The sequence below is a fragment of the bacterium genome, assembly GCA_016703265.1.
In the GTDB taxonomy this organism is placed as follows: Bacteria; Krumholzibacteriota; Krumholzibacteriia; order LZORAL124-64-63; family LZORAL124-64-63; genus CAINDZ01.
This window is the reverse complement of record JADJCK010000009.1, coordinates 45359-71253: the sequence shown is the minus strand read 5'-3', so window position 1 is coordinate 71253 and position 25895 is coordinate 45359. Positions and strand designations below refer to the sequence as shown.

At 62.3% G+C, this 25895-nt stretch carries 22 protein-coding genes and 1 pseudogene; 9 read left to right on the top strand and 14 right to left on the bottom strand.

The window, feature by feature from the left end; genetic code table 11:
* Nucleotides 1–69: 69 nt before the first annotated feature.
* The 4 genes from IPG61_16205 to IPG61_16190 all read right to left on the bottom strand — a co-directional run bounded on the left by IPG61_16205 (nt 70) and on the right by IPG61_16190 (nt 3607).
* The gene (locus IPG61_16205) at nt 70–1044 is read right to left on the bottom strand and encodes a hypothetical protein (GenBank protein MBK6735583.1); all 975 of its coding nucleotides are present in this window, start codon (nt 1042–1044) and stop codon (nt 70–72) included.
* Nucleotides 1045–1295: 251 nt separating this feature from the next.
* Entirely contained in the window at nt 1296–2183 is an 888-nt protein-coding gene (locus IPG61_16200) for a transposase (protein MBK6735582.1), read from the bottom strand.
* A gap of 147 nt (nt 2184–2330) precedes the next feature.
* On the bottom strand, nt 2331–2777 hold the full coding sequence (locus IPG61_16195) for a transposase zinc-binding domain-containing protein (protein MBK6735581.1): 447 nt from the start codon (nt 2775–2777) through the stop codon (nt 2331–2333).
* 275 nt (nt 2778–3052) lie between these two features.
* Entirely contained in the window at nt 3053–3607 is a 555-nt protein-coding gene (locus IPG61_16190) for a hypothetical protein (GenBank protein MBK6735580.1), read from the bottom strand.
* A gap of 521 nt (nt 3608–4128) precedes the next feature.
* Between IPG61_16190 and IPG61_16185 the strand changes: the two genes are divergently transcribed.
* From IPG61_16185 to IPG61_16170, 4 genes are all read left to right on the top strand, one after another.
* Nucleotides 4129–4752, top strand: coding sequence for a hypothetical protein (locus tag IPG61_16185; GenBank protein ID MBK6735579.1), 624 nt, complete (start codon nt 4129–4131; stop codon nt 4750–4752).
* Between the two features lie 367 nt (nt 4753–5119).
* Entirely contained in the window at nt 5120–5677 is a 558-nt protein-coding gene (locus tag IPG61_16180) for a sigma-70 family RNA polymerase sigma factor (GenBank protein MBK6735578.1), read from the top strand.
* The gene (locus IPG61_16175; GenBank protein MBK6735577.1) at nt 5674–6678 is read left to right on the top strand and encodes a zf-HC2 domain-containing protein; all 1005 of its coding nucleotides are present in this window, start codon (nt 5674–5676) and stop codon (nt 6676–6678) included. The genes IPG61_16180 and IPG61_16175 overlap by 4 nt, the downstream gene beginning before the upstream one ends.
* A gap of 224 nt (nt 6679–6902) precedes the next feature.
* Nucleotides 6903–9866, top strand: a complete 2964-nt coding sequence (locus IPG61_16170; GenBank protein ID MBK6735576.1) for a CHAT domain-containing protein — start codon at nt 6903–6905, stop codon at nt 9864–9866.
* Between the two features lie 200 nt (nt 9867–10066).
* On the opposite strand, the gene IPG61_16165 is transcribed toward IPG61_16170, so the two are convergent.
* The 4 genes and pseudogenes from IPG61_16165 to IPG61_16150 all read right to left on the bottom strand — a co-directional run bounded on the left by IPG61_16165 (nt 10067) and on the right by IPG61_16150 (nt 12877).
* Entirely contained in the window at nt 10067–10453 is a 387-nt protein-coding gene (locus tag IPG61_16165) for a hypothetical protein (GenBank protein MBK6735575.1), read from the bottom strand.
* Between the two features lie 175 nt (nt 10454–10628).
* Nucleotides 10629–11141, bottom strand: coding sequence for a bifunctional (p)ppGpp synthetase/guanosine-3',5'-bis(diphosphate) 3'-pyrophosphohydrolase (locus IPG61_16160; GenBank protein ID MBK6735574.1), 513 nt, complete (start codon nt 11139–11141; stop codon nt 10629–10631).
* 117 nt (nt 11142–11258) lie between these two features.
* Nucleotides 11259–11543, bottom strand: a pseudogene (locus IPG61_16155) (hypothetical protein).
* Nucleotides 11544–11728: 185 nt separating this feature from the next.
* Complete coding sequence (locus IPG61_16150; protein ID MBK6735573.1) at nt 11729–12877, bottom strand: hypothetical protein; 1149 nt, start codon at nt 12875–12877, stop codon at nt 11729–11731.
* 146 nt (nt 12878–13023) lie between these two features.
* On the opposite strand from IPG61_16150, the gene IPG61_16145 reads away from it, so the two are divergent.
* The 3 genes from IPG61_16145 (at nt 13024) to IPG61_16135 (ending at nt 15211) form a co-directional block, all read left to right on the top strand.
* Nucleotides 13024–13518: a transposase gene (locus IPG61_16145; protein ID MBK6735572.1), complete on the top strand. Its 495-nt coding sequence runs from the start codon at nt 13024–13026 to the stop codon at nt 13516–13518.
* Between the two features lie 450 nt (nt 13519–13968).
* Nucleotides 13969–14481, top strand: a complete 513-nt coding sequence (locus IPG61_16140) for a hypothetical protein (GenBank protein ID MBK6735571.1) — start codon at nt 13969–13971, stop codon at nt 14479–14481.
* 175 nt (nt 14482–14656) lie between these two features.
* Nucleotides 14657–15211 carry a hypothetical protein gene (locus IPG61_16135; GenBank protein ID MBK6735570.1) on the top strand — a complete coding sequence of 185 codons (555 nt, stop codon included), beginning with the start codon at nt 14657–14659 and terminating at the stop codon, nt 15209–15211.
* 1679 nt (nt 15212–16890) lie between these two features.
* Here IPG61_16135 and IPG61_16130 read toward each other — a convergent pair.
* From IPG61_16130 to IPG61_16115, 4 genes are all read right to left on the bottom strand, one after another.
* Nucleotides 16891–17931: a zf-HC2 domain-containing protein gene (locus tag IPG61_16130; protein ID MBK6735569.1), complete on the bottom strand. Its 1041-nt coding sequence runs from the start codon at nt 17929–17931 to the stop codon at nt 16891–16893.
* Nucleotides 17928–18470 (bottom strand): sigma-70 family RNA polymerase sigma factor, encoded by a 543-nt coding sequence (locus IPG61_16125; protein MBK6735568.1) that lies wholly within the window; start codon nt 18468–18470, stop codon nt 17928–17930. Before IPG61_16125 ends, IPG61_16130 begins: the two co-directional genes overlap by 4 nt.
* Nucleotides 18471–18814: 344 nt before the next feature.
* Complete coding sequence (locus tag IPG61_16120) at nt 18815–19282, bottom strand: hypothetical protein (protein MBK6735567.1); 468 nt, start codon at nt 19280–19282, stop codon at nt 18815–18817.
* 277 nt (nt 19283–19559) lie between these two features.
* On the bottom strand, nt 19560–20192 hold the full coding sequence (locus tag IPG61_16115) for a hypothetical protein (protein ID MBK6735566.1): 633 nt from the start codon (nt 20190–20192) through the stop codon (nt 19560–19562).
* Nucleotides 20193–20544: 352 nt separating this feature from the next.
* On the opposite strand from IPG61_16115, the gene IPG61_16110 reads away from it, so the two are divergent.
* Nucleotides 20545–21030, top strand: a complete 486-nt coding sequence (locus IPG61_16110; protein MBK6735565.1) for a transposase family protein — start codon at nt 20545–20547, stop codon at nt 21028–21030.
* Nucleotides 21031–21413: 383 nt separating this feature from the next.
* Entirely contained in the window at nt 21414–22286 is an 873-nt protein-coding gene (locus tag IPG61_16105) for a hypothetical protein (protein MBK6735564.1), read from the top strand.
* Nucleotides 22287–22924: 638 nt separating this feature from the next.
* Here IPG61_16105 and IPG61_16100 read toward each other — a convergent pair.
* Both IPG61_16100 and IPG61_16095 read right to left on the bottom strand, forming a co-directional pair.
* Entirely contained in the window at nt 22925–24814 is a 1890-nt protein-coding gene (locus tag IPG61_16100; GenBank protein ID MBK6735563.1) for a hypothetical protein, read from the bottom strand.
* Between the two features lie 284 nt (nt 24815–25098).
* Complete coding sequence (locus IPG61_16095) at nt 25099–25728, bottom strand: hypothetical protein (GenBank protein MBK6735562.1); 630 nt, start codon at nt 25726–25728, stop codon at nt 25099–25101.
* Nucleotides 25729–25895 lie beyond the last annotated feature (167 nt).

The window sequence follows — 25895 nt, the reverse complement described above, 5'->3', positions numbered from 1 at the left end:
AGTCAGCGTGACCGAGAGATGTGTCTTGACAGCCTGCCCCATGGAAGGAATCTACTCGAGAGTCAGCAGTTACCTGCCAAAAGTGTCTGCGTTGAGCCCCTCCTCGGCCATCAACCAGGCTGGGAAACTCTCGTATGTTTTCTCATGCTCCCAGCCGGAGGATGCGAAATCGTGAACTATTAGAACCTTACCTGGATAGTTGTAATCCCAGCATGCAATATCATCAGAGTCTACACTGCGGGCGAAGGGGATCACCTTACGTTCCGGATATCGCTCCTCCAGGCCGGATTTCCAGAAAGCCAAATCTTCTTCCTTGAGCATGCACCACCTTCTCAGTCGCGCGGAGATCTCGCCTGCTAGATTCAGAAATTCAGGAGGGTAACGAAACCAGGAGGGAAGCTTGTTATCCGGGAGCAAGCCTACGTCCACTCCAGATGGGCCAATAAAGGGGTCGGCGAACGGCAGAGCGCTTTTATCGCGGGTACATGTTACCAGGTGCGCGGGCAGCGCCTCTGAAAGCCATTCACGACCATCAACCGTAGAGATTCTCAAACCAGCATCGACAATACCGTCCACCGCGATCTGCAGAACAACCGGCCGATGGGACATGCGGCCCGCAACCTCCCTAGCCTCCTCTGGTGTGTCAAAGAGATGGACGCTCGATCTGTAGGGCAAGGGGCGTAATCCATTCTGGAGTACTTCATCCAGATCTTCCGAACTTGACGCGGCATAAATAAACCGGGGCGCCGTGATAGCTGCTTCACCCGGAGAACTAGCCGCCGAGCCAACAAGTCGGATCTTGTCATCACTCAACTCAAACGCGTGAGGAAATGCGCTGCGCCCCGCAGCTATCAGCATCTCCATATTCAAACTCCGCAGTTCCGGCGCTTCGCGCTTTAGCTCCCAAATTACGGCATCCACTGGACACCAGCCATTCGGATCCCTCTCCAGCTGATAGAGTGACGGGCGCAGGAGGATGGCTTCACGGAGAAGCCGCGCGAAATTTGGAAATGCGTTAATACTGACTTTCCCTTCCGGGTTCATAATATTCCTTGCTACCTTCCTCGGGGAATAGAAAGATCAACCACCATTCCCCTCGCCGCCGCCCCGAGATACCGTCGGACACCCATTGAGTATCTCTCACCCCCGCCCCGAAAGTCAATCGACCTGCCCCCAATCCCCGCCTGGCCCCCGTTATCGGCTCGCACAGCGCCCTTCTCGCCGCTCCGCTCGCACACGCTCCCATCCGCCGCGCTGCCGAAGCTGCGGACCGCTCCCGTTTCTCTGTGACGGGATCACTCCCAGTCGTCCGCCGGCTGCCCTGCCGTCTGGTCCATCTCCGGCCATTCCGCGGTCGCGACTGTCTGGTCGAACCCGAACGCGAGCTGCGGTGGCGAACGCGCCGGCATCACCGCTGGCGCTTGCGTCGGTTCGCCGATGTGCGTGAGGATCCGCTCGATCGTCGTGCGGTCCAGCACGAAGGCGATGGTGCGCATCGGATCGCCGCACTTCGGGCATCGCAAAGGGAGGCATTCGTAGATTCGCACCAGCAGCAGCGCCCAGCAGCGGGCAGCAGCGCGGCGGAGAGGCGACAGCGGTGATGGAGGGTTGGGCTCAGCGGGCGAAGCCGATGGCAGCCCCATGCTCGCACGCGCCTGCTCCAGCAACTGCAGCGTCACGCCCGCCGGCCCGGCCGAAGCCGTCACCGCCTCGCGCAGCGCCGCGTTCGGCGCCAGCACGCCGCAGTAGCGGTGCTTGCGCAACCTGGGCGGGGTCACGAGTTGGGCCAGCAGGTCCAGCAGTTCGAGCGAGGACAGCTGCAGTTCGGTGCGACCGTCGACGGTCGGGCGGCGCAGGCTGTAGACCAGGGTCTGTTCGTTGAGACGGCCAAGCCGCTCCTGACTGAGCGGCGGCCGTGCGCAGTCACGTGCCCGCCGCTCGAGGCCGTGGCGGTCCCAATCTGGAAATGTCACCGAGGCGTCGACCGACCAGCCGCCGGCGTGGTCACTGCTGTCCAGGACATGGAGGGCGTCGTCGTCGAGGTGGCCGTGGCGGTGCAGCCAGCGCAGGCGGCGGTGGCGCATCTTTGCTTGTACCGCCCCGATGTCTTTCCGTTCCAGATCGAGCGCCGGGTGGAGAACCGCCTCGCCGCCCTCGCCCGCGCTGAACACGCCGTCTTTCACCAGCACATGCAATAGGTCGGGAATGGACGTGGCTGTTGAGATAGCTGCCGAACCGATGCACGAATGCCACGGCGCCGAAGCGGGCGTCAGGCGGCGCGCCGGGGCTGCGCTGCCTGAGTGTGGTCTCGACCGCGCGCAGGAAGATCGTCAGAAGGCCGCTGACCACCTCCGGCTTGTGCCGCAGGTGCCACCTGACGCGCTTGGGCATCGACAGCACCCACTGCCGGTGCCGCACGCGGGGCAGCACCTGGTCGACCATATTGGCAGAGACGTCGACCATGCGGCGCGTGGCGCGCGACGGGCACAGGTCGCGCCCTTGCACGAGAAGGTGACCATGAAGTCGGTGCGGCAGTTGCCGCAGTAAACACGGGCAAAACCGTGGGCCAGGATGCCGCACTTCAGGTAGTTGCGCAGCGCGGCCGCCACGTGGAGCGGCACGCCGCTGCCGTACTCGTCGCGCTCGGCGGCCGTGGCCAGCCAGGTCTCGAGATTGGTGCGCACCAGTTCGTGCAGCAGCGTAGCGGCCGGACGTCGCGGGCGGTAGGCGCGCGCGGCCGGGGCTGTCGCCGGCTGTGGACAGGCTGCAGCGGGCACGAGCGCTCCCAAATGCCATGCGGCGGTGGGAGGCGGTGATGCCGGTTGGCAGTTGCGCCGGCACAAATGCGGCGCACCTGTGAGATATTGTGACTGCGAGAGAGTTGCGCCGGCGCAACTCTCACGCCGGCGGCCTTCGCGTAGCACGAATCAGAATCGTCATTGCAAGGTGGGGACCACTGCCGGTCCTGCGTCTCGCAGATCCTCGCTCACATCAGAGAGCTGCTCACGCCGCCGGCCGTACTGGCGGCGCAGTTGCGGCCCCATCACAGGATTCACTCAGCAATCACGAGCGGCGCCGAGAACGTCCCCTGCCGAACGGACTTCAATGCACCAGTCTCCGGGCTGATCCCGTCGAAGCTGAATGTGCCCTCAACAAGGAGGCCCGCGATATCCAATCTTGTGATCGTCACCACTCCTACGTGGGTCTCGTTTGTACCCCACAGCGTGGCCCTCGATTCAAGGAAGAGCCATCCTGCGTTTCCAGGTTGATCTGCATTGATGGCGTCACGGGTGAGGTCATAGGAGCCCAATTCAATAGGTCCGCCCAACTCAAGGAACATCGTACCCACCAACTGTCCGGTGGGCGCAAAGAGAAGCCCGACGATGCTGAGTGACGAGAGGCCTCCTTGCGAGACAAGTTGTGCCTGAGGTGGCGATTGGCTCACATTTGAGCAGAGTTGACCATCAATTGCCGCCGCCATGCTTCCCGTCGCCGACGGCACGGGGGGAGAGGGAGCAATGACGTCGCCGCCGCACCCCGCCATTATGGATACGGAGCCGGCCATGATGACAATCGACGCGGCCTTCACGATTGTTGCGAGCTTCATTTTACTTCACTTTCTCTGGATCCAGGGGGCACCTCAAACGCCGCGAAGGCATCTGACCTCACACCCCAAAGGTCGCGGAGGCTCCTGCGGTGTGACATCTGAGTCGCTGTAAGTGCGACAAGATGAGCCAAGCCTCGCGAACCACGTTGGCGCGATGTCGCGACAAATGGCGCGCTGGCTTGGCCGAGCGCATGTGACATGCTGATAATTGGCGTTCAGATTGCGGGGATTCAGGGTGCGTCGGGCGTCTATTGCCCCCCCCCAGTAGAGCCGGTGAATTCCAATCATTGAACTGACCCCAGCCCCACTCATGCTCCATCGGCAGCATTCCTGAACAGCAGGGCCACGCTCCAGTATCGCCGAGATTCGATACCTGTCGCAAGAACACGGCGCCATCCAAGATTGTCACAACCGCATTGGACCAACGACATGAGTCTCTGTCAGGGAGAGCGTTTCCCGAGTCCACGCAGGCACGCGCGAGAGACGCGCGATCGAAACCTGCCCACCGAAGGAGAGAGACTATGAAACTCCCGATCTCTCGGGTCATTGTGGCATCTGCGATCTGCTTCGTGATCTTGCACGGTGTCTCGATGGCCAACGACTGTCTGGACCAAGCCATCGAGACGGAGGCAACCGCAGGTGTGGCGATCGCCCCCGAAACCGAAGTATCCCAGACGATCACCTGCCAATTGGGCGGCCGCATCGCGAGCCTTGAAATGCGCGTTGCCGTGGTTGGCGCGCTTTCGGGTCCGCTGGTAGTCAGCGTCTACTCAACCCGTGCTGTATCCGGCTCTATTGTGCCGCATGAGCCCTTGGCAGAGTGGTTCGTTTACCTCGCCGACCTGGGCGCGCCGCAGGACGTCGCCCTGGACATTTCTGATGCCGATATTTGGGTCACCCCGGGCCAGACGCTGGCCGTCGCAATGCACACCACGGAATCTCCTTGGATCTATGTCGAGTGGCTCGGCGACAGCTCCAGCGCCTATGCAGGCGGCAAGGCACATTTCCGCGCCTTTGACCCAGATTGGTTGGAGATCCTCGATGAGAACGGCCAAGATGTCGATCTTGGGCTCAAGGTCTCCCTTGAGTGTGCCACGCCGGTGGAGCATCATTCGTGGTCGTCTGTTAAGGCACTGTATCGCTGAAGATTGCGGTATTTTCCGACCTCTCGGTGGGGCCGGATTCACTGGAGGCTATCGGGCGCGAGGTAATCAGGGGCCATCAACCTGCTGGAAGTTCCGGTGGCTGGATATCCTCGGTGGCCACTGGTTGGTTGGCCATCGCCGGACCTGTTAACGGTTTGCGTTGGCATGGCCTGGAAGTCGCCGCCCTGGCGTTTCACGGCTGAATCTTGCGGCAACTCTGGGAAGAAAAGCGATGAGAGTGCTCGCCGCCGAGCAGCGTGGAGTGTATTGGTCTTGTCTGTCCAAAAACAACCTGATAGGATGGTGCGCGGCTCGATGGCGGCCCTGCTGGCCGTCAGGGGCTGGGGTCTCGACAGGGAGAACATCGGTGAGCGAGACAGAGAACCGCGAAACGCCGGAGGAGCCTCAGGTCAACTGGGAGCAGGCCCGTGGATTTCTCTCCCGGCGACTGGCGCGCAAGCTGTTCCGAGAAGACCACGCGACATTGGATGATCTGACGCAGGAGGCACTGGTCCGCGTTCTGCGAGCCGCGCGCCGCGATACAGTGCACAACCTAGAGGGTCTGATGGAGACCATTGCCGAGCGAACCGTCGTGGATTTCCTGCGCAGCCGGCGGATCACGCGGGATGGCCCCACCGTCGACCCACATGAACAGCCCGATCACCCGGGCCTCGCTTTCTCGCCTGAAGATCACCCGGTTCCCTGTCTTGAGCGTTTGCGGTTCACCGTGTTGGAGTTCTTCCAAGAGAACAACTCGGGTTGCCTGGAGTTGGCGCGCCACTATTTCGCGAACCGGGACTGGCTGGTCGTGGCCCAGGATCTCGGGCGGCCGCACACCGCCGTGCGCCAGCAGTGGAGCCGCTGCCGGGCCCTTCTGCGGGCTTCCGCACGCAAGGACGCCAGCTGGGGCTGGGAGTGGGTATGAACCGTTCGCGTCGCGACGATTCGCAGGACGATGTCCACGTCTGGGCCCTGAAGCGAATGGCGCCGTTCGCAGCGGGGTTGCTGAACGAGGCCGAAGAAGAGACTCTGCGCGACCATCTGGAAATCTGTGAGCCGTGCTCTGAGTGTCTTCGCCTCGTGGTGGAGGCGCCCTTCGAGGCGGAAGATGGCTCTCATATACCGGCCGCGATCATGGCCACCTGGGTTACGGCTAGCGGGCTTCTGAGGGGGCTCGAGCGGGCGATGGTGCAACGCCATCTTGAGCGCTGTGCAGATTGCCGCGGTGATCTCGCCGTCCTAGGGTTTGAGCCTGTCCTCGCGCCGGCGGCCGATCTGGCTGGCGCGGAACCGCGGCCATGGGCCGATCGCCGCAAGGACAGGGAGCGCAATCGGTGGCTGGCCGGCGAATGGAAGCCATGGCTCCTCGGTGGTTGGGCAACGACAGCGACGGCGGCGGCTCTCGCCCTCTTGATCTTGCGCAATCCGGCGCCCGTCGCCGAGCGCGACCTACCGGTTGGGCCGGCGGAAACACGGGAAATCGCCGTCGTTAGTGATCCGGGCTTGGCTCAGCCACCCCCAATATCCACCCCGCCCAAGGAGCCGATATCATCGCGAGGCCCGTCGCTCGCTCAGAGTTCGCGACTGGCGCTGACGGTGGTGGTGGCGGCCACGGGCACTACTCGCGGCGCTGGTCCCGATCAGGCTGAGCCTCAGCCGACACCCCTTCCCCGACCCGGTGAAACGCTTACACTGCGCATTCCCGACCCCATTCCGGACTATCCGGCTGACTCTCCAACATGGATTATGTTGATTGGCCCAGACGGCAGCGCGGTAGCACAGATGAAGACCATGCTCGCAGATCTGCACGGACAAACGGTCATTTCCTTCATCCCGGGGGAAAAGACGCCGAGCCCTGGCGCCTACACATTGAGAATTCGCATCCTCCCCTCAAATGGCGCCCCGGCGGACAGTGTGGCCTCATAGTTCCTGATGACGGAAAGGTCCGGCGACTGAGTCTTGGGAATCGGCGACCAGGCCGAATCCGGAACGACAAGATTGTGGTGGGATTTGTCCCGTCTTGCTGTGTGCCCAATGTGTGTCTTGATGCGCGATGCCGGTGATTTGGTTTGGATACTCGAGATGTCGCCAGCCATGAAGCGGTCAGCATAGGCGGGCCGGGCGATCTTTGGACTTCAGAGGAGACCAGTGTGCGCCATTGCCCCAAGCCAATCCGCCGTCAACGGTCCCGTCTCGCCATGTCTTGGCTGGCAACGGTATTGCAGCTCTGCCCGGTGATCGCAAGCGCACAAAGCGAGATCACTGGGCGCGCCGCGCTTCAGGACAGCGTTGGCACGTTGCAGTCCCAGGCACGCTATGCAGAAGCACGAATTCTGGCCGAGAGATTTATGGCGGTAGTGAGTCAAGATTCGACTGCGCTCCCGTACGAAATCACAGACGCGCAGCAGATCCTGGCAACTATGACGACGGTCGCCGGGTTGTCACGGGAGGGTCAGCTCGCCTTTGCAGAAGCGGACAGTTTGCTGTGGCTCGTCGGGGATCTTTACGGTCAAGCCCATTACGGCGAAGCGGTAGCACTAACGGAGAGACAACTTGAAATCTACACACGGCTGTTGGGGCCCGATCACCCAAAGGTCGCCACATGCTGGAACAATCTCGCGCTCTTGTACTCTACTCAGGGACAGTACAAAGATGCCGAGCCGCTCTATAGGCGCGCGCTGGCGATTGAGGAGGTTGTTCTCGGCCCGCATCATCCCGATGTAGCAACAGACATGAACAACCTCGCGCTACTGTACGCCGACCAAGGCCGGTACGCGCTCGGTGAGCCGCTTCACAGGCGTGCGATGTTCATCCGTGAGACGGCTCTCGGCCCAGACCATCCCGATGTGGCCACTACCTTGAACGGTCTCGCGCTCGCCTACTTCAATCAAGGTCAATACGCACGAGCCGAGCCCCTTTTTAAGCGGTCGCTGATGATCCGCGAGACGGCCGGCGACCCGGATTCGCTCGCCGTGGCCACGGGCCTGAACAATCTCGCACTGCTACACGCCACCCAGGGCCATTATGTACAAGCCGAGCCATTTTACAGGCGAGCGCTGGCGATAGACGAGAAGACCCTCAGGCCGGATCATCCGTATTTGGCGGGTGATCTCGGAAACCTGGCACTTCTGTACGCCGCCCAGGGCCAGTACGACCAGGCCATGACTCTCCATATCCGCTCGCTCGCGATCCTGGAAAAGTCCCTCGGCCCGGTTCATCGCGACGTGGCTTTGGCCCTGAACAACCTCGCGCAACTTCACGACGCCCAGGGCCATTTCGAGCAAGCCGAACCGCTGTACAGGCGCGCACTGGCTATAAGGGAAAGGACCTTGAACCCGGACCATCCCGATGTGGTGCATAGTCTCGTCAATCTTGCGGGGCTCTACCTGTCAACTGGTCATCCCGACAGCGCTGCAATCATTCTGGCCGACGCGGCTGGTCGCTTCGAATCCGCTCGGCTGCTGGTTGGCCGAAGCACCGCCCGCGCCACGTTCCAAGAATCGCCCTACCCGAGTCTGGCGATAGCATCGCTGTCCAGTGGTGCGTTCGAAAAGGCCTGGCCGGCGATGGAGAAATCCTGCGGCCGGGCACTGGCTGATCTGCTCGTGGCAGCCAGGCGGCGTCCATTGACGGAATCGGAAACGGCTATCGAGGACGGCTTGGAACGGGCGGTCATTGAGCTCGAGCCGAGGTTAGAGGCTCTTATCAGAGCCGCACATATCGACAGCACGCCTGAGTCCATGCAACGGGAGGAGGCGACCCGGCTCGAGTTGCTGTCCGCCGAGTCCCACCTGAGCGAGTTCAGGCAGGCCATGGCCTTAAGGTATCCGATCGCCGAAGGCCAGAGCTACCCCCTGCCGCGCGTGCAAGCGGCCCTTGGCGACAAGCAGGCAATCGTGGGCTGGCTCGATTTCGAGATCAGAAAAGGCACATTCGTGTCCTGGGTCTACGTGATACGCAGCCGGGGACCTGTCGCCTGGGTACAGCTGCCCGGGTTCGCCGGGACGAAGTCCCCATCGCCCTTTGACCAAGCTCGTGCCTGCTACGACGCGCTCGACCACGCAGGCAACTCGGACACAATCGTTGCCGCATTTTCCGCAGCCCGCGTTCAACCCGTTCTTCCGGCTCTAAGCGGCATTGAGGCCCTGGTCGTCGTTCCAACCGGTGCGATGGCCACCATTCCGGTCGAAGCGCTGGTCGACGAGCTTGGTCGCCCGCTTTTGGACGCCTTTTCAATTTCCTACGCCCCCTCATCGACGATCTACACTTGGCTGCACGAGGAAAGCACGGGGGCCTCTTCAACGGACGACCGTCAAGCGGCTGTCAGCAGGGCGCTACTTATTGGCGACCCGCCGTATACGCCTTCCCAGCGGGCCGCCATGGCGGCGGAAGGAACAGATGTTGTCACGGTTACCGCCAGCCCTGTGGCCGCGGCGAACTTGCGCAGTGCCGTCGTCGGAGACGAGGAGGCGCTGGCCCTGCTCCCAAGACTGCGCAATTCGCGGACCGAGGTGCGTTCCATCGCGAAGCTGGCCGGCAACACGTCCGTCCTGCTTGGCCCGGAGGCGTCGGAACAAGCGCTCGTCGCACTTGCCGATTCTGGGGATCTTGGCGCGTACCGAACGATTCATATTGCAACGCATGCGCTGGTTGACCAGCAGCGACCGGAGCGGTCATGCCTGGTGCTCTCGCGCGTAGATCTGCCGGATGCCTACGAGGCGGCGAAACTGGGTGAACGGATCTATGACGGCCGATTGACGGTGCAAGAGATCCTGCAGCAATGGGAACTGGATGCGGATCTGGTGACGTTGAGCGCGTGCGAGACCGGCCTTGGCCAGGATGTTCGCGGCGAAGGCCTGGTGGGGTTCGCGCATGCGTTTCTACAGGCGGGGGCAAAGAGCCTGCTGGTAAGCCTGTGGAAGGTGGATGATCGCGCAACCGCGTTGCTAATGACCAGGTTTTACGAGAATCTCTGGCAGCAGCAAATGTCCAAAGTGGCGGCATTGCGCGAGGCCAAGCAATGGTTGCGCGATTACAGGGACACATTGGGACAACGTCCGTATGCGAATCCCGGCTACTGGTCTGGGTTTGTGTTGGTCGGATCGCCGCGATAGCCTGCGGTCACGAGCGGGCAGCCCCGACCGGCTGCGGTAGTGGTGCGCTAGCGTTCGCGCGCCTGTTTGCTGAAAGTTGAGCGCCCGAGCTATGCCCGATTCGTCTGATTTTCGAGGACGGCGGCTCCCCTGACAACAAGAGAGCCTCCGCGCCTGCGCTTAGCCAAGCTCACGCCCGGCCTGTCAGCGTTCAACCTGCTTCACGAATTCGGCAAGATGGCGACGTATTGCCGCGCCGAGTTCATCATGAGGACCGAAGGCGGCGCCGTCCCGGACAAACTTCTTGACCCCTTCCGACCCGCAATCATCCGTGCTGGAACCAGTTCGGCGGCCGGGACACGCTTCGGCTGCCCATCACGCACGACAGATGCATCGGCCGCGGCCATCGCCCGCAGCGCCGCCACCGAGCGCTCCGCGCGCGACTCCTGGAAGTAGCCCAGGATTCCGTTGAACAGCACGATCGCGAAGATCACGAGCGCGTCGTAGGTCAGTGTCGTATCGCGTTCATGGAACCAGAGCGCCAGCGAGATGGCTCCGGCAGTGATGAGCAGTAAGATCCGCACATTCCGAAACTTGGCCAGGAACAAGCCCCCGCGCGATGTTCACAAGGTCGGGTGTCGGCCCGGCTTGTGACGGGTAACGACCGGGAAATCTCCGGTCAGTCTTTCCCGTTGGTTGCCAGCTCGGAACAGCATGAAATCAATCGGCGGGCCGACCAGAACTTTCCCTGAAATCAGGCCGTCATGCGCGGCGTGATGTGGCTCATTGTGGCGGAGATTCCGGCCCTGTCGACACGACCGCATCCAAGCGGTCCCAGATCGACTCGCACAGCCCGGGGCGATACACCGCCGCCAGAAAGGCCTCGTGCTCACGGTGGTACATTTCCCACCGCTTCAGATCCCCTGAGTGGAGACAGTTGATCAGATTGTCTAGCCTGTCCGCAGACTTGACGATGAGCGCCAATTCCTTCGACCCCGTGACACCGGCCAGCCGTTCGTGAGCAGCAGCCTTTCGCTCGCGTCGAGACATCTCCGGGGAATCCGTGACCAGATCCACACAGTCGGCCACAAGATCACCGAAGAGCTCCCGCACACTCACCAGCGTGGCGTCGGTGTCTTCCACGATATCATGAAGGTAGGCGACAACCTGGGCGATCCTGCCGAACCGGCTCACCGACTCCGCCACGGCGTCCAGGTGGGATGAATACGGCCGGTCGCCGTAAAGCTGCCCCGCGTGTGCGGCAATGGCGAATGCCCTGGCCCGACCCACATCCATTGCGCGTGCTACCCCGGCACTGAGACCCGTGGGGGCCGGAGCGTCTGCCTGTCTGGGGATCTTTCGGGGCGGTTGCGGCAAAGTGCCATCCGGCCGAACCCTGTCCCGTACGGGCGCCGACAGCCGCTCAATGGCGCCAATGCCTGCCTCCATCCGCGCTCTCGCAGCCGGGTTGGCTGAATGCACTCCGATGCGGGGTGGGAGGTATCCGCTGACAACAACCGCTTCTTCGATCCAGACGATGACGTCGTAGCCGGTTCCATGTTGATCATCCCCGAGGTCATGGTCGAGGCTGATTTCTGTGACCGGACCGAACTCGAGCAGCGCGATCGCCTCTTCCGGCCAATATGCACGCGTCCAGCCGCTGGGAGTCGGACGTTCGTCATCGAGAAAGACGAGCATGTTCTGTCTCCATAGCCGAACTTTCCCCAGCACGGCCGTGCCACGCACCATTTGGCGGCGACGGGTTGAGGCTCCGGCCGTCGCCGGTTGCCTGGTCGGCCGCCCCGCTGCGTGCAGCCCGGCATTGGGCGTCAGCCGGGGCCGGCCGCCGCATGGGGTGGCCGCCTCTAGGGCTCGCGGTGATGTCAGGGAAACACCCGGCGAACAAACTCAGCGTCCTCGGGAAAACGCCCCTCCAGTACCTCGCCCAAGGGAGACTCGCCGCCGGCCTCACTGAACCACTTTGCGAGCACCGCGCCGATCTCTGCCGATGCGCCGGCAAAGACGGATGAAGGCGGTTCATACACCCGCCGCCAATCACCGTAGAGGACCTTTGGCGGCCAGCCAGCGTTGGTTGCATAGGCCACAAGACACTCGAGAACTTGCCCATGGTTGTCAAAGTACCTAACCCCACAAAGGCCCGCGACCAGTGCTTCGGCTTCCTCTGCTGTCTTGGCCTCCCTGAACAAATGCAGGCGTTCGCCGGGCGTGACCGCGATGAGTCCCGAGTCCCGGGCTTGAATCCAGAACTCATCCAGCTGTTTGCCCACGACCGGTAGCTGCATGGCAAGGGCATTGTGCGCACGCGCCGCATCGTAGAGTTCGATCAGCGACTGGCCGGAAACGCTGCCCGCAAGCAGCTCCTCATCGATGCTTGCCGGCACGCCGAATCTGCGGATCTCGTCGTTCACCAGATCGCTGGTGGTTTGCATCGTCGCCAGAAGCAGCCGATAGGATGCCACAAGTTGTACCGCGTTCTCCGGATTCTGCGCACGCATCGCGAGCAAATCTCGGTCGATCGAGTGCAACTCCGCGAGAGCCCTTCCAAATACCTGGATATCGCCCGATTCCGCCTGGGCTTCACGCGTCAACGCCAAAGCGACCCGGGTGCACGCCCGGTCCTGGTCCGTTGTCAGAGAATAGCGGCTTTGCATGAGTTCAAGGAACTCCGGACGCAATCCGGCTCCGAGCCCATAGCTGGCGTAGAGATCGTCCCGGGCCTTGGCAAGCCGTTGCACGCCATCCTCGAGTACCCGCATGTCCTCGAGATCAAGTGTGGACAGATTGCTGAAATCAGATGACACGAAGCGTGGGCCCGGCCCACCATCATCGCGGCTCGCCTGCGGGGCCCCGTTCAGCGCCCTGAGCGCTTGGCTCATGACATCATTCATCTGGTCTGGCGGCGGGGCGGCTCCGCCCAGAAACAGGAATAGAAAGGTTGCGCTCGCCTTCTGTAGTCGGCCGAAGCGTTGATCCGCCCACCTCTTGCGTGCAGTACTGCCGATCGATCTCATCGGGACACTCCTCGGGACTTCCGGCGGTTGTTCGCCGAGCGTCAGGCGAATCTGACCACAGGCTGGCGCGGGCGCCGGCCCGCTCACGGTGTCCACATTGACCTGCCCCCAGTGATAATGTCACCTCCGTCCTTACGCTACCTGTAATGATGGGGGCCGCCGGATGGCCTCCTGGGATCTGGTGGCCTGGCGTTGGACATGGTACAATCATTGGGGGCAGGTCATGGTCGCCCGGCTCGGGCGCCTATCCACTGAACCTCTCATCGAGTTCGAGCGAGCGCGCACACCCGTTCTCTCGCGACGAGCGGCTGACAGCAGCGATCATCGGTCTGGCGAAGCAGTGCGGACGGTACGGCGACCGGTGCGTGACGCGGTTGCTGCGGCCCGATAGCTCGCGAGTCAACCACAAACGAGTGAGGCGGATCCGGCGTCTGGAAGGGTTGATAGTGCCGGCGCAACAGAAGAGGCGCGGCCGGCTGTGGTTGAACGACGGATCATATCATCCGGCGACGGTTGTGGCGCCGGAATCGTTTGTTAACGCGCGACTTCGCGCACCAGCGGGCGCACCACGGCCGGGCCCTGCGAATAGTGACGGCGTTGGACTAGTAGCGTCCGGAATGTTGGCGGCCAAATCACTGTAGCTGAAGGAACCAAGAGCGGCGCGCGAATGAACGTGAACGATAAGGCCATGCTGGTTCGTGATATGCTCATCGTCAACGGATGCTGGGCGGTCATTGCTCCGGTCGAAGCGGGATACTGGGTCACCGCGAAGTTCTCACGACAGCGAGAGGCCGCAGACCGGCTCACGCATTGGCTCGACGATCCAATCGTGCGGACGAGTCTCGTGCAGCGATCGCTGTGGGCCCGGGATGGTGAAGGCGGTCGCCCACCTGCTACTGTCACACCGTCCCCGCCTGGGCCTGGCGCTGCTCTTGGGGCGGACCTGGTGGCCATTCGATCGGGACCATGCGTTGCTCCGGTTGGCCGAGTACGCCCGCACTGACAGTTTGGGGATAAGCGTCCGGAATCTGGCCTTGGTTCGTCGGCTAATCGAGCAACCAAAGAACGACGAAGATGAGGAGGTGCAATCCGTGGCCGCTGAGGCCGGCCGGGAATTTCTGGCGGCCGGAACGGAGATCTTGAGCGAGGCGCGGAACACATTTGCTGCCGCATACTATCTTGCCTTCGCGCAGTTTTCCGGCGCCGATGAGCGCATGAATTACTGTGCACAAGTCGACGGTGTGGCTCCGGATCTGTCGCACGACGCGTTGGCGTTGGCCTATCGTGGGCCCCACTTCTGGGTCTATTCGGGAGAGGACGCGCGCCGCCTGGCGGAGAGCTTACCGCGTGGACCGCTCGGGAATCCCACGAGTGGTTTCACAATTACCGCCCCGGTCGCGCCCGATTACAGCGAGGCGGCGGGTGCCGCATTGCAGGAGCGCGCGCCGGGAGTCCGCGAGTGGATCGATGCATGCGATAACACCGAACGACAAAATTGCGAGTCCATGGACGGGAAGATCCTCGAAGACGCAAGCGCTCTGGCGAATGCCGATGATCGCTGGCGCACCGTGTTCGAATCCCTTGGCGACGGCCGCGCCCGGTGAGCTGAACTGGTCCTGCACCGGGCGTGATGCAGATCCAGCCGGCTCATCCGCGTGGCTGGAATCGCGCGACCCGATCACCCTAGGCCGGTGCTCACTGAATGTCGATCGTCACTAATGAACTGACTCGACCGCTGTTGTCCCTCATTCGTCCCGGCCGCAGCCGAAAGCGATTACCTTGTGCACGGATCATGACGGCGAACCGATCAACATCATCTTCCGCGACGGGGACCCGCTTTCCCTGCTGTCCAACCTCGCGGCGACACCGTTCGTGCTGGACGATCAGCACTTCGCATCAGTCGAGGCCTTCATCCAGGCGATCAAGTATCCTGAGGACGGCCCCAAGGCGGCCCGGCGGCATCGTATCGCGACGCTGACTGGGCACGCCGCACGGCGGGCAGGTACGAATCCCAACCGGAAGATCTCGCGGGCCTGGGCCGAGGGCGAGGAGGCTTGGGTATACTGGGCCGGCCGGCATATTCTCTACCAGTCCGAGTCACATGCGATGTTGATCGAACGGGCGATTCGGGCCAAGTTCACGCAATCGACGACGGCACTGGCGGTCCTCCGGGGCACGGGTAATCGCGCGCTCCGTCATGCTACCGGTGCCCCGGAGAGGCGGGTCACATCGTTGAAGGCCATGGAACTGTGCCGAATCCTGACGGATATCCGGACCGAGGCCCGATCCCGAAATGCTGTCGGCCGGCGTCGACGGGACCACCGCAGTCCGTGACTGAGACCGTGCGGACGCTTCTGTTCACCTTCATGATCTCGCCCATGAGCGATCCGTTGGCAACATAACGATCTCGGCAGGGCGCGGGGCTCCACGGCCAGTTGCCCGAATGAACCACGGAGATCGTGAGGCCCATGTGCGACCTGCGGGCTTGTGCGGCGCGGCCATGGCATCTGGATGGGGCTACCAGCCGCGCTCCCGAAATGCCTGTGGCTCCTAGAAACCCCGTCGACCTTGCACCCGTTGCGGTTGCCGTGAGGCAAGTTCCGGCCAGCACCATTGTAATCGCACCGCCGGCGCAGAACCCGGTGCCGAATGGTGGGTTTCCCATCTGGTCAACGCTGAGGTGAATGGACCTCGCAATGGGTGCGGGACCCGGTGAGGGTGGGTTGCGCAGTTCAATCTGAAGAACATGGCCGCTGGCGAAAAGCGCGTAGCCGTTCGCGATGGCAATGGGGCCAATATTGACCTTAACTTCTTCACTACCTGAACCAGCGGCGACGGACATCGCGAGCGTCGTGCCGAGCAGCAAAACACCGTCGTGCCCGAAGTCAGGACCGCACGCTGTCATTGCGCCAGGCGAAAGAGACTGGGTGGCGTGAACCAGGGGGACTCGGTCGATGGCGCCGAGGATCGTGATCAGGATTCCGAAGGTAAGCCGCGCGAAGTGCCGCCATGCCCCTTTCGTCGGTGGGATCCTTTCAATTGCCGCGCCGGCCTTCCGGCATCCTGTCGCTAATCCGATGTTCATCACTCCACCTCCGGGTAATTTCCGTCATCTTGATAAGCATTCTCGGCATGATCGGTACAAGAAGTGCGTCACCGGCGGAGCCCGCTTGAATCAGTTCGCTCACCAGTGCCTCGAGTCCCGTTTCCTGTCTTTGGCCTGCGGGACACGTGCGATCGCGGACCACAAGCATTTCCATTCTGTCGAGGCAATCGCCGCGCGCGGGCTCGCTGGCCTGAAACGCTCCAATCTGATTCTCGGCCGCCAAGACGGTGCGGCATCCCCGCGATCGGCAGCAGCGAACCGCGCCGCACCTGTTCGGCGGGGCCATGGCACGCGAAGCAATCCCCGCAGTTGACAGCCTGGTGCAATCCCCACCACCTCGCCCGCGCCCCAATATGCAGGACGTTGGCCTGACGCGGGGAACTCGTTTCCATCGTCGGCGCGGACCCGGCGGTGTGACAGATTGATTTGTGTGCAGGAGCCGCGCGACCGGGCGGCATGATGTTCCGCAAGGCAGCAACAGTCATATGCATCCACGGCCCCGGTAACCCGCCGGTGCGCCCAACGTTTGCTGGGGCGCGGCCGAGTCCGCATTTCGCCGAAGTTGTTCCGACTCGCGCTAGCCATTTGAGACACGGCAATCATCAGGGCGCAGGCCGCCAACTTTCGCAGTTCCAACCGGCACTGCTCGCCGATTCTTGGGCCGCGCCGCCAAACATTTTGGTAGTCTTCCGGGGCTTGAGGAACAGATAGCAATGCCGCTCAGGCAGGTCCAGGCCGCGGCCTCGGGCTCGGTCGGCCGCAACCACGTCGTGCTGTCGCGATCCGGTTCGTGGTGTGACGCCGCAGATTTCGTCACGTAGGCCCACTGGACGAATAGGCGCGTGGCCACTGCCGTGATCATGCCGGAAATGGCCGCTCAGTTGTCGCACAATGGTGCTTCGCTGTACTACTTGATGGCGAAACGGTTGGTCAGGCTTTCGGCAACGGCCGGCGCCGCAGGTTCGAACACCACCCGCACGACGTATTTACCAGGGGCAAGTCCAGTGTCGCCGGGCGAAAGGCTCAGGTTCGCATTGTTCTCCTTGAACTTGCCCAGGGTGGTCCTGAAGCGCGCGACAAGTTTGTCGTCCGAATCGCGCACAACGATCCAGGCCGGTGAATCGTCGGGCAATTCAGGAAGATCGGCTCTGAAAGGGATATTGAGTGTCTCGCCGCTTGATGGCCCGGGTGTCGGTTCCGGCGCAAACGAATCATCGCCAAATGCCCGACTGGCGCTCCGCGTGTCCCCCACAGTCTGCGCGAATATTGCGAACCCGATACTGGGCCGCGCTGACTGTCGGGGACGCCGCGCCGGCCGATCATCCGGTTTCGGTATGGCGGGCACGACCGACGGCGCTTGGGGCACGGTGACGACTTCGACAGGTGGCGCGCTGCTCTGCGGAACATCGATTTCATTCTGAGCCAATTGCCTCGTGGCTGGACCACGCATGACCGCAAGCAGCAAGGCGGCGGCTGTAGCCGTCGGGCCCCATAACGTCATCGCCCACCTGCCGAAACCCCAGTCGCGGGACGGGCCCCGGTGGCGCTGACCGCGACCGCCGGCCACCACCTTGGGATGCTCAACGGATTCGGCAACACGTGCCGGCCCGAGCGCTGGCTCGAATCCCAGCACCCGAAGATCCTCACGGCAGTCCGCGCAGCGCCCGAGGTGCCGCTCCACCATCGCGCGCTCGAGCCCCTGCAACCGAGCGCCGGCCAGCGACCACGTGGCCATGATCGCGGCCGGAATATGTGCACCAATTTCCGCGTGGGCCGCCTCTTCGCAGAGGATCCGCCATCGTTCAGAGCATTCGCCACAACCATCGATATGTCCTCGGATGCGCTGTTCTTCGGCCTCGTCCAGAAGGCCGGTCTCGAAAGGCAAAAGACGCTGCCGGACCCAGGCGTGGGGATCATCAAGGAAGGAGTCACTGCGTGATTTGCTCATGCCCACTCCCAACTCCAGCCGGCGCCCTTGCCCGCACTCTTCCGCAGCAGAGCGACACAGCGGCTCCACTGTTGGCGGATGGCTGTGTGCGGTCGCTCTTGTTTGCGTGCCACTTCGAGCCAGTTTCGTTCCAGAAAATAGTGGTGGGCCAGATCCAGGCAGCCCGAGCTGTGTTCCTGAAAGAACTCCAGCACGGCAAATTGGAATCGCTCGAGGGAAGGGGTCAAATCGTCGGCAGGCAGGGCCGCGAGTCCCGGGTGTTCCGGGTATTCATTGGGATCGATGGTGGGGTCTTTCTGCCACGCCCGCCGGCTGCGCAGGTAGTCGACCAGCGTGCGCTCGGCGATGGTCTCCATCAGGCCCTCAAAATTGAGTACGGTTTCGCGGCGCGCGGCGCGCACTAGCCGAACGAGCGCCTCCTGCGTCAGATCATCCAAAGTGGCTTGATCCGCCCGGAAGAGCTTCCGCGACAGCCGCCGCGACAGGAATCCGCGCGCCTGATCCCAGTCATGGTGGCCAAGGTCTTCCGTTGAGTTCATTAACAACCTCCCGGCGATCCCGCCGACCGGTGCGATGGTTTTGCCGCGGGCATGGCGCTCTGGCGCATGCTACCCGAAGACGCATGAAACGTCTGAATCTGTCGCCTGCTCGCACGATATCAGATTGATTCCGCACGAACAAGTCGATTGCTGGCGACTGGAACGGATGCCAGGACTCCGCTTGGTCGGCGACATACGCCACGGGCGCTCGTCGAAAGGGCGCAATGTCCGCGTCGTGCCACTCGGCCCGGCGGCCACTACGTCTCTCGCTCAGCCTGAATAGCCCAATCTGTCCGCCCGAAAACGTCGCCCTGTCGGCAATCTTCCGTCTGGAGATTGGGGCCTCACCGCAGCGTCGAAAGCACAGACACCATCACAAGAGCCATGGACGCTGCCACAATGGTAGCCGTAGCGACGCCTGCTTCCAGGGCGCGCGATGACGAACGAACCTCCAGCCTGTCTATTTCAGAGACGCGCGCAATGACCCGGTTGTGGCCGCCGCCGTCCGCAATGATCAGAACCATTTCCTTGTCTGTTAGTTCTTCGATCCGGCCGCTTATCCGCCTGTGTGACAGCAGGGTCACACGGACCATGTCACCGATGTCGGCACTGATCAATGTCACAGCAATCTCTTCGCTCTGAGCGCCACTCGCGCCGCGTCTGGACGCGCCCTCATCACCCAGCCCCCTGATGGTGGCCGGTTGGTAGCTTGCGCAACCACCCGCGGCGGTGATGATGCAGATGCAGGCCAGCACAAGCCTGCCGGTATTGCCTGCCGTATGCTTCTCTGGAGTTTGGTTTGGCGCAAACAACGCGGGTCCCCCTGATCCATCCTGCGCGACCGTTCAGGTCGATAGTTGACGAGGCTGTCCGTAGCCTCATGTTGAGCCGGTACGCCGGGGACTGCTCTTGCCAAGATCTCGTGGGCTCAACCAAATGCGCCGGACAGGTGGCGCGGAGCCCCGGGAAGCCCGTGTTCGCTGTTCGGATTCGATCCGAACGTTCCCTGGGTCCCGCGGCACCGCGAAGATCCTTCCATTCCTGCCAATGCCGCCGTGCCCGTGCTTCGCCGGGTTCACACCCGACCGGTCAGCCTGCCGTCTGATTTACGTACTCGACAAGATGGCGATGAATCGCCGCGCTGATCTCGACGAAGGGGTCGAAGGCGGCGGCGTCCCCGCCGGATTTCTGGAACTCTTCCAGCCCGCAGATTTCCGGGCTGACAGATTCGCGCCAGGTGTGCACTTCGTGCACGCGGGCGCACCCATCAGCACCGAAGTCGGCGAGCCATTCCTGCAAACAGCCGGCCGGTTCAACGACGATTGTTATGGTTCCATCCACCGTGTAGGATCTGCTGTTGATGGGCGCGAAGTTCATGACCGCCTGAATGGTCCCGCTGCACTGGGCGGAAACCACCGGAATGGTGCAGTTGAGCGTGTAGTTGTTGCCCGACCCTGATATCGAACACAGACCCAGAACATCGTAATCTGAGTCATCGGGACATACCTTCTCCTCCTGGTATCCGGTTGACAGCACTTCGTTTGTGGTGCAATCGCTCCTTTCCCCTTTGACGTCCCAGATGCCGACTCCGGTCAGACGCACGGACGGAGGCGGGGGCGGGGGACAGGTCTCGCATTCACCGCCACAGCCGGAGAATGATAGGCCGACCAAGACACAGATGCCAGCAGCCGCTGCAAGGCGACCTTTGTAACGTGTGTTCATGCGGTTCCCCGTTCCAGTGGGCTCGCGGGTTCTTTCGGTCATTCCGGGCGGCGATCCCCGGATCGCGCTTGGGTTGTTCTTCGAGATCGATGTCGTGAGCTGGCTCGATGTGTGACTTGGACTTTTGAGTACTGGCCCTGGGTCTCATGTCTGGAGACCCTGCCCCGCTTCCAGGTGGCGCAGAGGGCGGCTTGTCGGTCTGGCGGGTCTAGCTGGCATTCTGGCACGCCGCGCTCACGGACTAGCAGGATCGCTCAGGTCATCGCCTACCTTTATGATATCGCGGAAGACACAGACACCGCCGTTGAACGACGGTTAGTGCAACCGGCTGCGACCGGAGCACCGGAACCATGTGTGGACGTACGACTTCGTGCACGAGCGGACGCAGGACGGCCGGGCTCTGCGGGTGATGACGGTGCTGGACGAGTACAGCCGGGAATGCCTGGCGGTCGAGGTCGGCCGACGGCTGAACTCGAGGAACGTGATTGCGACGTTCGCCCGGCTGTTCCATGAGCACGGCGTGTCGGAGCACATCCGGTCAGACAACGGCTCCGAGATGACGGCGAAGGAAGTCCGGAAGTTCCTGGGCATGCTGCACGTGGACACGCTGTACATCGAACCCGGCAGCCCGTGGGAGAACGGGTATATCGAGAGCTTCAACGGGAAGCCGCGGGACGAGCTGCTGAATGGAGAGATCTCTTACACGGTGCTTGAGGCAAAGGTCTTGGTGGAGCAGTGGCGGCGGCACTACAATCAAGTCCGACCGCACAGTTCCCTGGGCTACCGGCCGCCAGCCCCGGAGGCCGTCAGGTTGCCCCCATTGGGGCGAGTCGCCTAACGATGGACGTGGTACAATCACTGGGGGCAGGTCAATCCCAATTGTGGTTTGCGGCACCGGTCTCGCGTTGGCTGCCGGAAGTTCCGGTGGCTGGATGGCCTTAGTGGCAATTGGCTGGGTGGACATCATTGGGCTTGTCAACGGTTTGCATTGGCTTGGCCTGGGGGCCCACGCCCTAGCGCTTCGTGACCGAATCTCTCGGCAACTCGGGGAAGAGAAGCCATGAGCGTGCTGGCCGCCGAGTTGTGTGGAGTGTCTTGGCTTTGTATGTCCAGAAACAACCTGATCGGATGGTGCGCAGCTGGAAAGTGTAGCGGGGTGCACTCGATACTCGCGTCATTCGAACTTCACGATAGTGGATCATTCGGCAGGGAGGAAGCCTCGTGCGCACAATTCTGATTGAACTGCTTCTTCTTGTTCTTACTTCCGGCTCCGTTTCGAGTTCCCCTGCACTCGCGCAGGGGAACGATGAGGAAACGGACAAGTCGCTGATTCACTGGTACGAAGACCCGCAGTTCATGGAGCAGATCCTGAAGGCGCTTCCCGCCAATGCCAGAGCCGCATCCGATGGCTCGTGGACTCAGACTGCCTGCGCGGTCGCCAACACTTGGGCCGAACGCAGGGACTTCGTGGGTCGCAGAATTCGTTTTCGAATTCCCGTTACGCCAGTGGTCGAGCCCGATTCAGATCATCCCAATTGTTTTCGCATCACTGCGTTTACACAATTGATCCTGCTGCAGAACACGGATTTTGGGTCGGTTCTCTACTCGGAAGTGGGGTACGATGGCGGCCCGCAATTCGCAACCGTGGGTTTTGTCGCGGAGGCGGTCGATGCCGAAGCGTCGGAACAACTCGAGCGGAGCCTGGTGGAGCGAGGCCTTCTGCTCGACGGAACGGTCAAAGAGTTGCGTTTCACGATGAGCGAGAAGATCCAACTTCTTGCTACTGATGTTTCGGGAGAGGACGAAGACGCGCCGAATGGAATGCAGGGCCTCCTCGCCCTCGGGATGCTCGCAATGGTCATTCCCGCGGATCAACTGGCGGGCATGACATACCCGCTAGTTCAAGTCGTGTTCGACGCGAGCGAAGACGGAAGACTCACGAAGCTCGTAAGTTCCGATCTGGGTCTGGGTCTTGGCAAACTGGTCCTGGAGGAGTCGTTGCAGACCTACGCCCCCTTTAGTCCGAACGGCATCTTTCCGAATGACTTTGGAAAGGCGAAGGCGTCTCCCTTCCAGGCACCGGGAAAGAAGTGAGCCGAACTGTTGTGCCTCCCATTAATTCGATCCGGCAAGGGATCGGACCGATCGGCCACCGGGGAAGATGCCTACCAAACCGCCGCGGCGAGGCCGCACAGCCGGGGCCGGGGCGTCTAAAGAGGGCGGTCCGGTCCCGCCCCAACTCTCACGGGCAGCCACCCAAGATCTCCCACCTGGCCTGAGCTGAACCCCAGGGCCAACTTCCTCGGGAAGGCGGCCTTTTCTTTTCCCCTTGATGGTCACGGCAGTCAAGGGGGCGAACGAGGCAGGACGCTTCGACAACGAAGCCCCTTGATACAAGCGGGTTGCGTCAGCGCAGCGATGCCGTGCCGCATGGCCGTGCTCCGTCCGGAGGCGCCGCGCTCTGAGATCGTGCGTCTGGGCGCTGGGGCCCAACAGCACAACGATCGCGTCGCGGTGTTTGCCGTTGTCTGTCATTCACGTGCATGCCCATCCGGTCTCCGGCACACGTCGCCGGCGCGCATCAGGCGGAGACCCGCGCAAAGTGGCCAACAAGCTGTCTGTGGCTGGAGTGGGTCGTGACCGGGGCCACGGCCGCGGCCCACTCCCTAGTCTCCAAGCGGCCTCAAACAGACGCGCCGGTCCAGTGGTACGGAACCTCGCGATAATGGTGCCTACGGATTGTACTCGACCCGGACTTTCCCCAGATCCAGCGGTACCGCGAAGATCCTGCCATCCCCCCCGATGCCGCCGTGCCCGGCATCCCGTGTGAACGAGCCCTCGCAGACCGATCCGGTGTGTGGCTTGTCGACGATATGGATTTCCACTCGTCCAGGGATGCTCCTGGCTATCAACACCCCTTCTTCATCCCAGTAGTTGACCCGCTGCGACCCCGGAAAGGACAGGTTGATCGACAGGGAGGCGCCATCGGAACAGGTCATTTCCTCACCGGTGATCACGCTGGTTTCGTCCGAATGCCAATCCAGGCCGGCAATCCCCGCGACTCTCTCGCCGCTCACCCCGACATCCCACCAGAGCCCCCTGTCCGACAGATAGATCATGCCCGTGGTGAAGTCGAATGCCATCGGGGACAGGCGCAGTCGATCCGCACCATGATCCTGTACGATTGCGCCAAGCCGCATCGCACTTGCCCCGACCCCCACGGCGGGAACGTCGAACTCACCCGCCGGAAACACTCCATTCGGTGTCCCGTCCCGAAGCACGGGTCTGACGACAATGGCGTACCGCTCGCAGGGCAGAAGCGGACCGAGGTTTCCCCGAAATGAACCGTCCGCCGGCAGAAAGCTCGCGGTCGCCCTGATGGGCGTCTGATCCTCTTCACCAAGGCCCATCCTTGATGCCGACATTTGAACCGTCTCGCCCTCCGGGGCGCAGGCGAGATATCCGTTGACCTGGGCGTAGATCGAGTGGCCGCGGATGACCAGCGATGCAGACGATCCGACATCGTTGTACTCGCCCCCTCCAACGTCGAGCGTGATAACCATCGGCTGCGTCAGCAGCCCGGAGAACTCCACCTCGTACGATGGCGGCTCCACGATGCGGTGCCCAAGCCGGGCCTCGAGATAGAGCGTGCCCCCGGTCACGGGGCCCGGATCTGACCGGTCGTGGGTGATCGGGTAGAGAAAATCGCACCCGATATCGCATACCGAGCCCAGATGGCTCGCCAGGAATTGCGCGACCCTGCACGCGGCGGCACTTCCGCCGTTGCTCGGACAGAGCGCCTCGAGGGCAACCATGGCGACCGATCTGTGGTCCAGGTCGCTGCCGTTGACCTGCTGCATCAGATTGCAGATCGCCGGCCTTGTCTGCAGGCAATAGGCCTGCGCGAGGTTGGCCTCAATCAGTCGCCCGATCACTGGCACCCGAATATCGTAGGAGGCACACGGCCAGCCCGGGCACGTGCGTCGCACCTGGACCGGATAGTGCCGCCGATAATCAGGGGTCCTGGGCACGAAGAACCCGCGCACGGATCGTATCGGATAGGGGGCGCCCCCGCAGGTGGTGTTGAGCTGGATCAGGCTCCTGGAGTCCGCCAACTGAAGCGGAACGTCATCCCGACCCGCAGCCGCTGTCGCCGCCTGCCGGGACGGCGTTCCGGCATGTCCCCACCGATCCACGTAGAATGTGAGAAGCGAATCACCTTGAACTGCGGTCACTTGCGCTTCGCCGCTGTCAAGATACTCGATGCGAAGCGAGAATCCATCGTTCGCGTCCAGGTCGGTGATGCGCTCGAATTCATCTAGGTGGAGCGCTACCGAATCTCCCGACTGTGACTGAATGAATACAGAAGAAAGGGTGTCGCGCTGTCCGGATTGCGAATGCGCCCCGAATAGATGGACGCGGGTCCCGGCATCCGGAGCCAGCACGCCGAGGTATCCATTCGTGGACTCCGATGACAATTCCGCGGCCGGGTAGTTCTGGGCTGGTGGGCTGGGCTCAGTCGGCCCCTTGGCGCAACCGGCGGCGTATAGCGCCAGAACGAGGCCGGCAAGCCATGGCCCAGTTGCCGCCTTTAGGATAGAGTGAAGGCGCGAGTTCGACATGATTCCTCCCGGGTGTGCGTCGTCAATTGCCGCTGGTCGCCGTGGCCACCATGGCCTTGATGTCGACCCCCGCCGAGGTGTGTGACCGGTAAACCGCAACTTGTCTCTGGCTGATCCACCCTTGCGGTCCAGTGGACGTCCACTGCCCAGGGGGCCGGCAAGAGGGCTGCGCGGCGATGAGCGCGCTTCCCGCCGCCGAGCATCTCCACTATTCGAGCGCGGCGGCTCCCTTGAGAGCAGGAGAGCCGCCGTGCCCGTGCTTCGCCGGGTTCACACCTAGCCGGTCAGCCTGCCGCCTGATTTACGTACTCGACAAGATGGCGATGAATCGCCGCGCTGATCTCGACGAAGGGATCGAAGGCGGCGGTGTCCCCGCCGGATTTCTGCAACTCTTTCAGACCGCAGATTTCCAGGCTGACAGGTTCGCGCCAGGCGTGCACTTCGTGCACACGGGCGCACCCATCAGGACCGAAGTCGGGGAACCATTCCTGCGAACAGCCGGCCGGCTCAACTACGATTGCTAGGGTCCCATCCACCGTGTAGGACCTGCTGTTGATGAGCGCGTAGTTCATGACCACCTGAATGGTCCCGCTGCACTCGGCGGAAACCACCGGAAGGGTGCAGTTGAGCGTGTAGTTGTTGCCCGACCTTGTTATCGAACACAGATCCAGATCACCGAAATCCGAGTCATCGGGACATATCTTGTCCTCATGGTATCCGGTTGACAGCACCTCGTTGGTGGTGCAATCGCGCCTTTCGCTGCTGACATCCCAAATGCCGGTTTCGGTCAGACGCGGGGGCGGTTCGTCGGGAATACAGTCCAGGCATTCCTTATCGCATCCTGAGAATGACAAGCCGACCAGGACCCAGATGGCGGCAGCCGCAGCAAGGCGGCATTCGTAACGGGTGTTCATGCAGGTCCCCTTTCCAGTTAGCTCGCGGGGTTCTTTCGATCATTCCGGGCGGTGATCCCCGGATCGCACTTGGGTTGTTCTTCAAGATCAATGTCGTGGGCTGGCTCGATGTGTGACTTGGATACTTGTGTACTGGCCCTGGGTCTCATGTCTGGAGGCCCTGCCCC

Excerpts from the sequence above, each read along its gene's own strand:
- IPG61_16205 (MBK6735583.1), bottom strand. The coding sequence starts at position 1,044 with ATGAACCCGGAAGGGAAAGTCAGTATTAACGCATTTCCAAATTTCGCG.
- IPG61_16190 (MBK6735580.1), bottom strand. The coding sequence starts at position 3,607 with ATGAAGCTCGCAACAATCGTGAAGGCCGCGTCGATTGTCATCATGGCC.
- IPG61_16185 (MBK6735579.1), top strand. The coding sequence starts at position 4,129 with ATGAAACTCCCGATCTCTCGGGTCATTGTGGCATCTGCGATCTGCTTC.
- IPG61_16175 (MBK6735577.1), top strand. The coding sequence starts at position 5,674 with ATGAACCGTTCGCGTCGCGACGATTCGCAGGACGATGTCCACGTCTGG.
- IPG61_16160 (MBK6735574.1), bottom strand. The coding sequence starts at position 11,141 with ATGGATGTGGGTCGGGCCAGGGCATTCGCCATTGCCGCACACGCGGGG.
- IPG61_16150 (MBK6735573.1), bottom strand. The coding sequence starts at position 12,877 with ATGAGATCGATCGGCAGTACTGCACGCAAGAGGTGGGCGGATCAACGC.
- IPG61_16145 (MBK6735572.1), top strand. The coding sequence starts at position 13,024 with ATGATGGGGGCCGCCGGATGGCCTCCTGGGATCTGGTGGCCTGGCGTT.
- IPG61_16130 (MBK6735569.1), bottom strand. The coding sequence starts at position 17,931 with ATGAGCAAATCACGCAGTGACTCCTTCCTTGATGATCCCCACGCCTGG.
- IPG61_16125 (MBK6735568.1), bottom strand. The coding sequence starts at position 18,470 with ATGAACTCAACGGAAGACCTTGGCCACCATGACTGGGATCAGGCGCGC.
- IPG61_16115 (MBK6735566.1), bottom strand. The coding sequence starts at position 20,192 with ATGAACACACGTTACAAAGGTCGCCTTGCAGCGGCTGCTGGCATCTGT.
- IPG61_16100 (MBK6735563.1), bottom strand. The coding sequence starts at position 24,814 with ATGTCGAACTCGCGCCTTCACTCTATCCTAAAGGCGGCAACTGGGCCA.
- IPG61_16095 (MBK6735562.1), bottom strand. The coding sequence starts at position 25,728 with ATGAACACCCGTTACGAATGCCGCCTTGCTGCGGCTGCCGCCATCTGG.